The sequence below is a fragment of the Flavonifractor sp. An9 genome, assembly GCF_002161245.1.
Taxonomy (GTDB): domain Bacteria; phylum Bacillota; class Clostridia; order Oscillospirales; family Oscillospiraceae; genus Flavonifractor; species Flavonifractor avicola.
In genome coordinates this window covers 73,171-86,876 of sequence record NZ_NFHC01000006.1, presented here as the reverse complement: position 1 = coordinate 86,876, position 13,706 = coordinate 73,171, and the positions used below count along the sequence as shown (strand labels likewise).

Genomic DNA, 13,706 nt, shown 5'->3' with positions numbered 1-13,706 from the left:
GCAGACCGGCTGCTTTTTCTGTTAGACAGCGCCGATGGTGGTGAGAATCTCCTTGGCAAAGGCGATCATCAGCCCACCGAACAGGCAGAGGAAGCCCTGGGTACGCTGGCTGGCGTCATGGGACTGGATGCTCATGCCCACCTGGACAACACCCCAGCCCAGGATGATGACACCAATGGCCTTGATGATGTTGAAAATGAAGTCGGACAGGCTGTTGACAATGGTCAGAGGGTCAGAACCAGCGGCCATAGCAGGCACCGTGCAAAGGGTCATAGTCAGCATCGTCAAGGCTCCGGCGAAATAGTGCCGTCTAGCTCGGCGGTTCAGGGTGTTGGACTGTTCATTCTTCTTCATCAGCTTTTTCATGTTCGGATTCCTCCATTGTTTCAAATTGATAATCGTCCAGAGAACGAAAATCGTAGGGCAGATCGGATACCTCAAATTTGGTGGGCAGGCTCTTATGGACATAGGGCGCTGCGCCGCCGTCCTCCGTCAGCTTGATATTGGGGTGCTTCATGAGGTCGTATTTCTTGTCCAGCACAGGGCGCTCACCACGGATGAGCAGAATGGAATCGTTGGTATCCATTAAACGAATTTCCTCTTGCATCATCAGCTCACGGCCTGCCTGCTGATAGTTGGTAGAGCTGGAGCCGCTGTGTCCACGGGTCAGGCCACGGGTGCGGGTATCCAGTGTTTCTTTGCCCAGCAGCTTGCTCATAAACTCCAGGGAGGTCGGCTCATTGCCGCCACCTAAAAACAGGAGGGTATCACAGTTGCCGATGATACTCTCCCATTCCTTCTCGTAGATGTTTTTGATCTGAGCGATATTCTGGACAATGATGTTGAGACTGATATTGTAGCTGCGGCAGGTAGCCAGGATTTTAGGGTAGCTGTCCGGCTGGGCAACATTGGCCCATTCATCCTGAATGACACGCACCGGAATCGGCAGCTTACCTTTATACTTCTCATCCGCCACCCGGTACAGCTCCTGAAAGCATTGGGTATAGAGCATACCCACCAGGTAGTTCATGCTGCCATCCGCCACAGGGATGACACAAAAAATAGCCCTCTTGCGTTCGCCAAGAGAGCCGAAGTCCATATCATCCCGGAAGGTCATAGCTGCAAATTGGGGCATTGCCAGTGCCGCCAGACGAACAGCAGCAGAGACAAGGATGGTCTTTGCGGTCTTGCCTGCGGCCTGCTTGAAAATTTTGTACTGGTGGACTGCAATGTGGTCTGGTTTGTCATATTCCAGCTGCAAAAAGAGCCGGTCTAAGGGACTTTGGTATTCCTCGTCCTCCTCTCTTACCTGAGCGCAGGTCAGCAAATAGGTAATCATTTCAAGGTTTTGCTCATACGGCGGAGCCTCGTGGAGCAGGTAGAGCATCAGGGCAGAATCCAGTGCAATTTCCGCTTTTTCCCAGAACGGGTCAGAATTATTGGCGTTCTTGGGCGTGGTGTTGCGGATCAGATTGTCCATCAATTTCAGCACATCGGCCTCGTTGCGGATATAGGCAAAGGGGTTATAGCCGTCCGATTGGCTGGGGTCAATCAGATTAAACACCACGATTTCATACCCCATTTCTTTGAGTAGATTCCCAGAGGAACGCAGCAGCTCCCCCTTCGGATCAGTAATGATATAGGAACAATTTGCACTGTAAAGCCAGGGTTTTGCCACAAACCGGGTCTTACCGGAGCCGGAGCCACCCACCACAACAATATTGAGATTACGGCGGTGCTTGTAGCTGTTGAAGCTGATACTGACATTCTGCGTCAGGATGACATTAGATAAGGGGTCTTTTGCATCGGAGTACTTTTTGCAAAGGGCCTTGGGGTCGCCCCATTTGGCAGAGCCATACTCCTCCCCCGGTCTGCGGTTTTCCCTGGAGGTGTAATAGAGGCCAATACCACAGCCATAGCACACCAGACAGATCAGCACAACCTTCATGGAGTGCGGCTTCCAGTGGATGGAGAACGGATGGGCGAACTGCCCAGAAAGTCGTTCCGTCAGGGCAAACAGGTTCATGCCATCTTCATAGGCGGTGGCAATCAGTAAAGCGGCCCAAACCACCAGAATGGACAGTGCCGCCCACAAAGGGGCGGCACTGCGGAAATTCTGATTGCGCTTCACGGCTTAATACCCAGTCTTGGGCAGGGTCGTGATGGTCTTGGCGTAAACCTTGGTCACCCAACGGCTGACGGCCTGAATCCACTGACCATTATAGACACCGCCCACATCAGCCACATTGACGATGTTGGAGCCATTGGCAAGGCCACCCACCACGTTTCCGTGGATATAGGCGGTTTCCACCTGACCAAAGCCGCCCTTGACGGTGCCGAACACGAAAATAATCTCGGTGACACGCTCGTTAGAGGCAAGGCCCAGGGCCGCAGGGCTGGCTTCCAGAACATAGTTCTTTGTGGTGGAGAGGCTGTCAGCCAACGTCTGATAGCTGTCCTTCAGATTGGTCTTGTAGACGATCTTATAGGACAACTGCTGGTTATAGGTTCCAGTGACTACCTTGGACAGCGATACCTGACCGGGCAGCGTGTCCCGCCAATAGAAGGAGGACAGCGGCACAGTAGAGGTGTTGCCGATGCCGGTGATGGTGTACTGGATGGGCTGGTTGGGCATGACCTCGGCATAGCCAGTCTTTTTGATGGCTACGCCGGTGGATACGCTGTTGTCCTCCACTTCAAAGGTCACGATCTGGCCCTCGTAGTCCAGGTATGCGGTCAGGACAGTGGGGTTGATGGCGTAGTAATCGGGGGCCTGTACCTCACGGATGGTATAGCGGCCCAGAGGCAGGAGCTTGGATATCGCTCTGCCGTTGTAATCGGACACGATGGTGTCTACGACATTACCGGCCTTGTCGTAGATTTCAAATACGGCCCCTTCCAGCAAAGTTCCCGCAGGCAGGGCGTTGATGGGATTATCGTCCGCAGACTTCTTGATGATCTGGATCTGTCCCATGATGGGGGTGTTCTCCCACTCCACCTGGGTTGTCTCACCGGATTTTACATAGACCGTTTTGCGCTGCGTATCCAGGATGTAGCCCTCGTTTTCCAGCTCACGGAGATAGTATCGTCCGGTTTCCAGATTCTCGATGTAGACGTAACCCTGGTCATCGCTGGTGTACTGGCCTACGGGGTTGTTGCTGGCGTCATACAGCAGGAAGGTCACGCCGTAAATGCCCTTGCCGGTGCTGCTGTCGGTCTTGTGAATGAGAATACCGGAGAAGGCTTTATTGGTGACGGTCAGCTTGCTGGTCTTACCCTCCTTTACCTCGAAGTAATGGGGAGTGTCATCCAGCTTATAGCCCTCCGGGGCCTCGATCTCCACCGCATAATAGGCCCCATCCTCCAAAGAGAGGAACACACGGCCATTCTTGTCTGTGGTCACAGTGCCCACCAGAGCATCATCCATTTTGCGGATTTCAAAGGTGGCATTGGCTAGACGCTTGGTTTTGTCTGCCTCATCCACCTTGATGATCTCCACACCGCCCACCGGGTCATTGTAGAAAGTCAGTTCCTGCGTATCGTTGGGGTTGATAACCACGGTCTGGGTACGGGTTTCTTCGTGGATGGTATAGCCCTCAATGGTCTTGGTTTCCGTTACCACGATAGTGCCGGTCAGCCCAGAAAGGATAATCTGGCCGTTTTCATCGGTGGTATACAAGCCCTTGCTGGACAGAGTACCGCCCTCGGCATCCACATAGGAGCCGTCCGAGTAGGTCAGCTTAAACTCTACGCCCTCCAGAGGGGCCTTGGTTACAGAGTCCAGCTTGTTGATAATCAGATTACCCTTGGGCTGGTTGAAAAACTCCAATGTGTAGGTCTGATGATCCTTGATTTCAATGGTTTTGGGAGTGTTGTCCAGTAGATAGCCGTCCTTGGTTTTGACCTCCTGCACCACATAGCCACCCGGCTCCAGGTCGGGGATGGTGATATAACCATTTTCATCGGTGCGGAACTCACCGTTGGACGTGCCGACTACGGCCCCGTCCGTAGTGGTCACTTTGAAGATTACCTCGCTGAGAGGTTCTTTGGTTACGCTGTCCATCTTCTTGATGACCAGCCCACCCAGCGGCTCATTGGCGATGGTGACTTCCTTGCAGCTGCCGCTTTCCACCTTAACGGTCTGAGCGGTGTCGTTGAGCAGATAGCCCTCTGCGGCCTTGGTTTCGGTGATGGAGTAGCAGCCAGCGGGGATATTGCTCAACTTGATTTGGCCGTTGGCGTCGGTGGTATAGGTGCCTGCGGGATACTCACAGCCATTGCACCCAGCGATTTTGAACTGCACACCGGACAGAGGCTTACGAGTTACGCTGTCCACCTTGGTAATGAGGAGACAGCCCTGGGGAGTATTACGGAACTCCAGCGTAACGGTCTGCCCTGCTTTGATGGTGGCCGTCTGGGGAGTATCGTCCAGCTCATAGCCGGTCTTAGCCCTGGTTTCTTTCACCACCAGAGTAGTGCCGGGGTCGATACCTTCAATGAGAATCGTACCGGCGCTGTCGGTGACAAATTTGCCGTTGGCGTCGCCCACCACCGTGCCGTCTGCGGTTGTAACCATGAACTCTACATCGCTAAGCGGCTCATGGGTTTCGCTGTCAATTTTCTTAATCAGCAGGCTACCCTTGGGGCTGTTTCCAAAATAGAGCTGCACCACATCCTGTTCCTTGCCGGAGATAAAAACGGTCTGGGGTGCGGTGTCAATGACGTGGCCATTCGGACTGGCCAGCTCCTCCACAACGTAGGTGCCTGCCTCCAGGCCCGTGACGGTAAAACTGCCATTGGCGCTGGTCTTATAGGTACCGATGACGGTGCCACCGCTGCCGGAGGTGCCGCCCAGGTAGCGCACCTGGAACACAGCGCCCTCCAGGGCCTCGCCAGTGACGGAATCGTATTTCCAGACTACCAGAGCGGACAATGGGGTGTTCTCAAAGATCAGCTGCACACCTTTATCATTGTCCACATAGATGATCTGCTCGGAGGGGTCACGGAGGGCATATCCGGTAGGCGGGTCAACTTCCACTACCTTGTACCAGCCGGTATCCAGCTTGTCCAGATAGATCTCGCCGTTCTCATCGGTGTAGTAGTAATTCTGATCCAGCTTTTGGAACGTGCCGTCCTCGGTGTTGTCCTTGGATACCCAAAGCTCAAACTTTGCCCCCTTCAGAGGGTTGCCGGTGACAGAATCAATTTTCTTGATGGTCAGTCCAGGCTTCTTTTCGTTTTCAATGGTGATTTCTGTAGTCTTACCGGGCCGCAGATAAACCTCATGGGGCGTGGAGTCCAGGATATAACCGTCCGGGGCCTGGATTTCGGTGACGATGTAGTAGCCTTCATCCAGATGGATGTTTTCTACGGTAATGGAACCGTCCGGTCCAACAGGAAAGTCCCCAATCTTCACGCCTGCCTTGGTCTTGACCTCAAAGATGGCTCCTGTGAGGGCGTTGCCGTTGATGTCCACTTTGTGGATGGTCAGCGTGGGGCGCTTGTAGTTCTGGAACTGCACCGTGGCATCCCGGTTCGGCTCCAACGTCACCTGTTGGGGGGTGGTGTCCAGGATATATCCCTCCGGTACACTCTGCTCAGTGACGGTGTAGACACCGGGCAGCAGGTTCTCGATGGTCACGGTGCCGTCCTCGCCGGTGGGTTCGGTGGTGATGGTGGGGCCGTCGGCATAGTTCAGCGTAAAGATCACGCCGGGGATGGGTTCGCCGGTGTCCTTGTCTGTTTTGCGGATGGTCAGATTGGGCCGCTTATCGTTCTGGATGGTAATGGTAGAGGTCTGTCCAGGGAACAGCTCTACATGGTATTCGGTAGGGTCTAAGATGTGGTCGGACACGGTGGCGGTTTCCTTGACGGAGTACACACCCAGCTCCAGATCGGCAATCAGGATTTCGCCCTGGGCATTGGTGGTGCGGTCAAGGTAGTGGCTCCCATCTTCGATTTTAGCAATGCGGAAAGTAACGCCAGCCAGCCGGGAGCCATCTGCGCTGAGCTTAATCAGCTGGAAAGACGGCTTGATGGAGTTGGTGAACACGAACTGAGCATCCTCGTTGGGGTCAAGCTGGATAATCCGCTGGGCCTCGTCAATGATGTAGCCGGGGCAGGATTTTTCTGTCACCACATAGGCACCGGCAGGAAGATGGGACAGGTCGATTTCACCGTTTTCGTCAGTGGTAAACTCCTCCGGGCCGTAGTCACCCGCCACAGATTTGATTTCAAATACTGCATTGGGAATGACCTTGGAAGGGTCGGCAGAATCTACCTTAATGAGCTTCATGCCGGGTTTCATGTCATTAAAGAAGGTCAGCTCCTTAATGCCGTCACCGGCTTCCAGTTCCACCGACTGGGGGGTGGTGTCCAGGATATAGCCATCATCGCCGGTATCCACCTCAACGGCACGGTAGGTTCCAGGCTCCAGGTTGGTCAGGAGAATCTCGCCAAACTCATCCGTGCGAAACGTACCCAGGCTTTCCTCGTCCTTCCACACTTCAAAGGTTACTCCAGGCATAGCCACATAGTTCTTGCGGTCGTACTTGATAATCCGCAGGCCGGGTAGTTCTTTGTTGATGATGGGGAATGTGGTGGTTTCACCGGCGACTACGGTTGTGGTATAGATGGTATCATCCAGTTCCCAGCCAACAGGGGCCGACGTTTCCTGAACCCGATAGGCTCCAGGCTTGATTTCGGTGAAAATGGCACAGCCAGCGGAGTTTGTTGTGGCTGTATAGGTCTGGCCGCTCTCAATGTGTTCGATGGTAATAACGGCTCCCGGCAGGTTCATACCCGTGTCAGACTTTTTCTCAATCCGCAGACTGCCGTAGGGGTCATTGAAAAATGTGACCTCCGCCACCTCATCATAGACCACAGTGACATTCTGGGCAGGCTGCTCGCTGATGAGATAGTGCTGGGGAGCCTGACGCTCAATCACGGTATAGTTGCCGGTATGAAGCAGGGGAATGTAGATTTCACCATTGCCATCTGTGGCAAAGGTTCCAATAGTGTCACCCTCCGGCCCTATGACCTCGAACAGCGCACCAGCAAGGGGCAGCTCGGTTCCGGTTTCATATTTCAGAATCCGCAGGCCGGTGCCTTCAGGATCATCGTTAGGATCGTCGGTGTAGTTACTGTACGCAGACAAATCCATAGTAACGGTGGGGTCGGTATCTACCACATAGTTCTGCAAATTGCCGTAGGTATCTTTCTCTTGGCAAATGGCATAGAATACAGCATATTTGTAAACATCAGTGCTAAAAGAGAGCTGTACGCTGCCGGTTTCACCCTGGATGCTCTCGACAGGATACAGCACCTTAAACTGACCGGCATAGCCATCGCCGGTACCTTCGGTGGTAATGGTGGTAATATCCTGGTTGTTGAGGTCAACGATTCGAGTGCCTTCGGGAACAGAGGCGGGATCGGTGAAAGCTACCTGAACACTGTAATCACAAACCCAGGTTTCGCTCCAGAAGGTAAAAATCTGCTGCTTATACTGCTTGCCGTCTACGGTGACAGCGTATGCAGTGTCACGATCCGGGGTACAGGTAACATTGGGCGAAAGAATTTCAGTCCAGCTTGTACCTCTGGCATAAATGTCCTTTGCCGCAGCAAGGATTTTCTGCCCTCGCTGAAGTTCTTCGCCGGTCAGAGAGGGATTGATCTTGACGTTGTTGATATTCCAATTACTGAGCAGATAACACCACAGGGCAATTTTGGTGGCGTAGTATCCCTGATATTTATTTTCCAGGCCCAGTTCACCCAGGCTGCGGGTCGGATAGCCATTTGCAATAATACCCATGATTTTGGGGTCGCTGGTCTTTTCTTCTGCAAGATATTGGATGCTCTCGCCAACTCCAACAGTCTGTGGAACGCCATAGATATTTGGGTTCACACAGTATGCCGGAATTTCTTTTGTCTGACCTTTGCTGTTGACGTAGTTGTAATAGGTGTAGATCAGGGTTTGCACTCTGCCATTAACGGATAGGTAGGACAATTTCGTGCCGCCGTTATAAATATCGACTTCGCCCAAGGCTTCTTCTTCGGTGTTGGCAGCAGAGGCAAAGCCGGTACAGAGGCTAAGAATGGTAGCGATGCACAACAAAAGTGCAATCAGTCTCCGTGTCATGGTATGACCTCCTTTTGAATAGCAAAGACGCCCGATGCAATCGCATTGGGCGTCTTTTGGGTGTGGATATGAAGTTGTTAAATTGCGTGTTTGATGTTGTACTCTGTGCGTTGGAAAATGCCGTTTTTATACACGTCCCACGCTTCCATATAATAGGTTCCAGGAGGACAGGAGTTAAAAAGATTGATAATTTCAGAAGCTCTCCAGGGCCAGAAGGTTTGCGGATTGATTTCATCGGGAATGGTAAGGGAAATCTTTACCTTGTCGTTTCCGCTGGGGTGTAGAACCGGCTTTCCATCCTTCCAGGTTTCTGGATTGTCCCCAATGGCATTGTAGAGTGTATAAAGCATCCGGCGGGTTTCATAGACATTGCGTACAAAGAGGTAGTCTTGACCTGCACTGTTAAACCTGCGAACCTCCGGGGTCGGGAGTTCCACCTGGGGCATGAGGCTCCAGTCACAGGTGGCCGTGGGCAGTTCGGGGAGAGGGCCGTCCTGGAACATATTCTTATCCCAGCGGCTCACATCCGTAATCGTGTAGGTAGAACCGTCATCACAGAGAATCTGGTCGCCCACTTTGGGCTGGTATCTGGAGCCGGTCGCTGCCGCTGCGTGATACGGATCAGTAGCAGTAGTAGTGGATTGCTCGCCATTTTGCCCGGTAGGTTCTGTGGTAATCACCACGGTGCGGGTGTCGTTGTCCCAGCTCACGCCAAAGCCCAGCTTGTCGCCAATATCCCTGAGCTGGAAATAGTTGTTGCCGTTAATCAGATAGCCGGTCAGCTCGATTTCCTGACCGTCCAGTGTGATTCGCTGGTCAGTGTCGGTGGTGGGCGTTGCAAGGATGCCAGCAGCATAGGCTACGCTGCCGCCGAACAGGGCGGCTCCGCAGAACAGACCTGCAAGGAACATGGGGATATTCTTTTTCATCTTGGTTACCTCCCTTGTCAGTATGGTATCTGCTGACATCATAGCAAGGATTCTGGGGACTGTCAAAAAATCAATTACACCATCTTTGCCTGTACGCACCAGCGGTACTCCGGCTGATCCATGACGCAGGTCACAAGTGTGATGATATTGTCATGGCTGGCATCCAGCACGGATACCTGAGTGCTGAGAATCTTCTGCACTGAGTAGACCTCATAAGTGCGGGTTCCCAGCTTGGTGGTCAGGGTAATCTTATCACCTCCAGACAAAGTATGGATTTTGCCAAAGTGGTTATTTACACCTCTGTTATGGCCTGCGATTGCCACATTGCCATTCCAGATGCTGGTGTTTTCAAAATGCCCTGCGCCGGTGGCCAGGGCGGTGGCGTCGGTTCCCTCATATACCTTGACATTCAGCCCAATGGACGGGATGGACAGGGTAGCCAGGTGGCCCCCGCTGTAATAGAGGGCATCCGTAACCGGCGTATAGGCCGTCACGCTGCCGCTGGTGTCCACGCTGGGCAAGGTGGGCGTAACCGTGGTGTTGGGGATGGTGGGTGTGCCGCTGCCCGCTGAGACGTTGTTTCCGGGGCCGGTATAAATCTGCCCATCCCGGATCAGATTCGGGGTCAGCAGCTCGCCGCTGCCCAGGACGTAGGAGGTGGGCGAGCCAAAGGCAGGCGGGATCAGGGCAGCGTTCTTGCTGCGGTCGGTGTTGGCCGGTGCATCGGTAGTCACATAGATGGTGTCATCCGAGGTGGGCCTGCCGAACAGAGGGTTGTCCGGTGCATCAAAGGAATACTCCAGCGCACTGGCAGGCAGCAGGGTGGCTCCCGTCAGGCAACAGGTGGCAAGCAGCATGGCAAGCAGTTTCTTCATGGTTATTCGTACCCCCGTTTCTTATTGATGTAGTGCTTATAGCCTTTCTGTCCAAAATAACCGGCACAGCCCAAAGCGCCCAGGCCCAGAGGAATCAGAAGCCACTTCCAATCAAAGGTGAAGGAACTGCTTTCCTGGGTAGGCTGCGGCGTTTCGGTCGGCGTGTCGGTTGTTTCTTCGGCGGGTGCCGGGTCGGTGCTGGAAAATACGGCGGTATAGGTAATCACGTCCGTGCTGATCCGGGTTACCTCGCCCACATAATTTGCGGTGACTACATAGCCGGTGGCGTATTTGCTGGTGGCTGTGCCGGTATAGGTGGCATTGGCGGTATAGCGAAGGGCCATGTCATATCCATCAGTCTGAGTGGTGGCTGCTTCCTGCCATTGCACATCGGCCAGCGTCAGCGTCCGGCCACTGTCCGTAATGGTTTTAGGGATCAGGGACACATCCGCCCCAGACAGGTTGGGATAGGTACGGGTGGCCGATACGGTACGGCTGCTGGTCTGATAGCCAGCGGCCTCCACGGTGATGGTGGTATGATCCAGAGACAGAACACCGTGATAGCCGTCCTCGGTCTGTACCTCCAGTTCCGGCTCCAGCATGGCAAGAATTTTTTCCATGTCCTGCGTGTCGGAATCCAGGGTTACTACCTCCACATAGTCCTGGGTGTCGCTCTCGATCTGGGCCTGCTTCAACACATCCAGCAGCGTGTAGGTCTTGCCCTCACGCTCAAAGTCCTCTGTGGGAATGTTAGCCGGGTCATCCTGGGAGGAAAGATAATAAATCTTCTCAATGCGGGTAATCCCGTTTTCCTCGCTCTGCTTCACTTCGGCGGGATAGAGCGGTACCGGGTCAGGCTCAGGAATGGGCAAGGTGGGCAAATCCTCGGTAGAGGGAGCCGGGGTGCTGTCCTCGCTTTCTGCCGTCTGAGCAGACGGCGAAGGGGCTGCTGCGGCCAATGCGGTAGGCATTGCTCCGAAAAGCAGCAGCGTCATGGCACACATGGCGCAAACGAAACGCTTCATCGTTCCAGTCCTCCTTTTTGTTTTTTGCCGCCCCTGGATCGGTGGAAAACAGGAGCGCCTTTCTCACGCTGGGGCTGTCCCTTCTCACGCTGTGCCTCCTGCGCTTTGATGGCCTCCATCTTTTTTCGTACAGAGGGGCGCTGCTTGGGGTCATTGGTCATACTCTGAGTGGCAGCCGCTCTCGTATCTGTCCCGCATTCCCTGGATTTTTCGCCGGATGGAACACGGGACGGCTCTTTTTTTGCGCCCTCATCCTCCTGCCGAACAGGAACATCAATGCCCATACGCTCCAGGATGCGGTTGATCTGTCGTGCATCCTTGGCCTTTGCCATAATCTCCACTGTGCCGGTCTTTTCCGCCTTATTGATGATCGGATAGTACAGGACACCGTACTGAGTGCTTTCCTTTTTGAACGCAGCCAAGTCCTGCTCCTTGATGGAGAAAATCGTGAGTTCCTCCCGATCCTGAATCAGCCGCTTCAACGTGGTTTTACCGGCGACTTTCTGGTTGTCGTTGGCAAGGGCAATCAGCAGCGCCGCCAGATTCTTGGCTCCCAGTCCAGCGAGCTTTAAGGCGCTCTCGGTAATCTGAATCCCTTCCCGCACCATCAGATCAGCGGTTTCTCCGCTGGTACTCATGTTTCATAACCTCCTTTTGTTTTGATGTTCTTTTTGCCTCAAACTCCCGTAAGTTCTGCTGAATGCCGGGAACCTGATTTGCGATCTGCTTACAGAGTTTTCGCTCTTTCCGAAGTTCCCGCAAGGCGGTGGTCTGCTGGTCAATCTCACGGGTGAGCATTTCCTTGATTTCCTCATTGGGTTCATACCTCCTTTTTGTATAGAGCGGTTGCCTGCGTTCCGTCCGCTGCTGAATCTCCTGCTCGATTTGTGCTTGCCGCATTGCAAGCTGTTCCGTGGTAGAAATGCCATGCTCATGGAGATATAAAAATTGCGCCTGATAGCGTTCCAGACGGATCACTTCACGACGCATTTCATAAGAGATTCTTTTTCGGGTTGGACGTTTATACCGGCGCAGCAAATAGACGTACCTGAGATACAGAGCATAAAAGCCGGTGATCTTTTTTTTGCGGGTATGCTGCCACGAACCGGCAAGACGATAGTGCCGAACTGGAAGCGGCTGATAAGCAGAAATACGGCCTTCCAAAATGGCTCGCTGCTGCTCCTGGATTCGCCGCTTGATGTCCTCCACGGTGTACCCTTCGCCCAGCCGATCCAGACGAAAATTCCGCTTCGCTCCTGGTGGCCGTACCGTCAGGTATTTGCGGTTAGGATTCCGGGAAACTGCGTATCCCTTTTTCTCCAACAGATTGAGAAAATCGGGAAAATCAAAACAATCACGAATGACTAAATCTATCTCATCCCGCAGCATCTGAGAGAGCGTAGGTTTCCCGGCCTTTTCCGCTTTCCACACGGCATAGTGTTTCCCGTGGTCTTTCGGATCAATGACTTTCAAATGATATTCCGCACAAAGCTCATCCGATACTTTTCGGATTTCACGGTAGTAGTGTTGATAAGACGAGTGATATTTTTTGCCGTCTATGTGGGAAACCGAGTTTACAATGATGTGATTGTGCAGATGCGATTTATCCAAGTGCGTTCCAATCACAGCTTCAAAGCGGTCGCCCAAAAGCCGCTTGCAAAACTCCTGTCCAATGCTGTGAGCCTGCTCCGGTGTTACCTCGCCGGGAGCGAAAGACTGGATGATATGAAAGCCCTGCACTCCACTTGTTTTTCCGAAGCGGATTTTGGTGTTCATCATTTCATCGAATGCGGATTCGGCGGTCAAACAGTTGATAGCAGAGACAAAGAAACTTTGCTCCGTTTTCTCTGGATTGGTGATATAGGAATGCGGTAAAACGAGAACTGCTCCGCTTCATAACCGTAATAATAGGAAAGCTCCACAGCCAAACTATCACCTCCCTGGGACAGATGAAGCCCGGAAGTCCTTCTCCTAAATGACTTCCGGGCCTTATTCTTCCTTAAAATTATCTGGATACCAGAATTTTGGCATCATAGAGGATGTCCAAATGCCGGTTATACCCGTCCACCCGCACGGAGCCTGACAACAGCTTGGGTGCGCCGTTTTCCTCAAATTGGTCGTTTGCTTTAGCCGTTAAAGAAGTACTATACCCCCAATGGGGATCAGGACGACTTGATTTCTATTGGTACCATCGGACTGATCAAAGGAATTGGTACCTTTAAACCGGATAAAAAGGTACGGCTGGCCACCTATGCGTCCCGCTGCATTGAAAATGAGATCCTCATGCACTTTCGTGCCCAGCGTAAGACCCAGGGAGAGGTATCTCTGTCGGATGCTATTGATGGAGACGGGGACGGGAATTCGCTTTCCCTGATGGATACCATCAGCGTGGATGACGATATGTTGGAGGAACTGGATGCCAGAGACGCGTGTATTCAGGTACGGGAGTGTGTAAAGAAGTGCCTGGATGCTCGGGAGGCCGCTATCATTACCCTCCGTTACGGGCTCAACGATCGTAAGCCCCTGACCCAGCGGGAGGTGGCTGCCCAATGCGGCATTTCGCGGTCCTATGTATCCCGCATTGAAAAAAAGGCGCTGAAAAAACTGGAGACAGCCATGGGGACCCAGCGGTAGGACTTTACGCGGCGGTGATTGTTGGGTTATAATAACAATAACTGTCTTGCCTTCGTGCGGACGGCAAAATTATTTTGATTTGAGTGCAATAAAATGCCTGTGTTTT

At 53.1% G+C, this 13,706-nt stretch carries 8 protein-coding genes and 1 pseudogene; 1 reads left to right on the top strand and 8 read right to left on the bottom strand.

What is annotated here, in order from left to right:
- Window positions 1-21 precede the first annotated feature (21 nt).
- From B5G40_RS06165 to B5G40_RS06130, 8 genes are all read right to left on the bottom strand, one after another.
- Complete coding sequence (locus B5G40_RS06165; RefSeq protein ID WP_242959288.1) at window positions 22-366, bottom strand: TrbC/VirB2 family protein; 345 nt, start codon at window positions 364-366, stop codon at window positions 22-24.
- A complete protein-coding gene (locus B5G40_RS06160) occupies window positions 341-2,131 on the bottom strand; it encodes a VirD4-like conjugal transfer protein, CD1115 family (RefSeq protein ID WP_242959287.1) in 1,791 nt (596 codons plus the stop codon). Before B5G40_RS06160 ends, B5G40_RS06165 begins: the two co-directional genes overlap by 26 nt.
- Window positions 2,132-2,134: 3 nt before the next feature.
- Window positions 2,135-8,137 carry a SpaA isopeptide-forming pilin-related protein gene (locus B5G40_RS06155; RefSeq protein ID WP_143383378.1) on the bottom strand — a complete coding sequence of 2,001 codons (6,003 nt, stop codon included), beginning with the start codon at window positions 8,135-8,137 and terminating at the stop codon, window positions 2,135-2,137.
- 77 nt (window positions 8,138-8,214) lie between these two features.
- Complete coding sequence (locus tag B5G40_RS06150; protein ID WP_087399071.1) at window positions 8,215-9,066, bottom strand: stalk domain-containing protein; 852 nt, start codon at window positions 9,064-9,066, stop codon at window positions 8,215-8,217.
- Window positions 9,067-9,140: 74 nt separating this feature from the next.
- Window positions 9,141-9,941, bottom strand: a complete 801-nt coding sequence (locus tag B5G40_RS06145; protein ID WP_087399070.1) for a class D sortase — start codon at window positions 9,939-9,941, stop codon at window positions 9,141-9,143.
- Window positions 9,942-9,943: 2 nt separating this feature from the next.
- Window positions 9,944-10,966: a hypothetical protein gene (locus B5G40_RS06140; protein ID WP_087399069.1), complete on the bottom strand. Its 1,023-nt coding sequence runs from the start codon at window positions 10,964-10,966 to the stop codon at window positions 9,944-9,946.
- The gene (locus B5G40_RS06135) at window positions 10,963-11,604 is read right to left on the bottom strand and encodes a PcfB family protein (protein ID WP_087399068.1); all 642 of its coding nucleotides are present in this window, start codon (window positions 11,602-11,604) and stop codon (window positions 10,963-10,965) included. Before B5G40_RS06135 ends, B5G40_RS06140 begins: the two co-directional genes overlap by 4 nt.
- Window positions 11,579-12,826 (bottom strand): relaxase/mobilization nuclease domain-containing protein, encoded by a 1,248-nt coding sequence (locus tag B5G40_RS06130; protein ID WP_087399067.1) that lies wholly within the window; start codon window positions 12,824-12,826, stop codon window positions 11,579-11,581. The genes B5G40_RS06135 and B5G40_RS06130 overlap by 26 nt, the downstream gene beginning before the upstream one ends.
- Before the next feature lie 288 nt (window positions 12,827-13,114).
- Here B5G40_RS06130 and B5G40_RS06125 point away from each other — a divergent pair.
- Window positions 13,115-13,600 (top strand): annotated as a pseudogene (locus B5G40_RS06125) (sigma-70 family RNA polymerase sigma factor); the annotation flags it as partial.
- Between the last annotated feature and the right edge of the window lie 106 nt (window positions 13,601-13,706).

Bases quoted from the DNA above. Each gene is read 5' to 3' on its own strand.
- B5G40_RS06135 (WP_087399068.1), bottom strand. From the start codon at position 11,604: ATGAGTACCAGCGGAGAAACCGCTGATCTGATGGTGCGGGAAGGGATT.
- B5G40_RS06145 (WP_087399070.1), bottom strand. From the start codon at position 9,941: ATGAAGAAACTGCTTGCCATGCTGCTTGCCACCTGTTGCCTGACGGGA.
- B5G40_RS06140 (WP_087399069.1), bottom strand. From the start codon at position 10,966: ATGAAGCGTTTCGTTTGCGCCATGTGTGCCATGACGCTGCTGCTTTTC.
- B5G40_RS06150 (WP_087399071.1), bottom strand. From the start codon at position 9,066: ATGAAAAAGAATATCCCCATGTTCCTTGCAGGTCTGTTCTGCGGAGCC.
- B5G40_RS06155 (WP_143383378.1), bottom strand. From the start codon at position 8,137: ATGACACGGAGACTGATTGCACTTTTGTTGTGCATCGCTACCATTCTT.
- B5G40_RS06165 (WP_242959288.1), bottom strand. From the start codon at position 366: ATGAAAAAGCTGATGAAGAAGAATGAACAGTCCAACACCCTGAACCGC.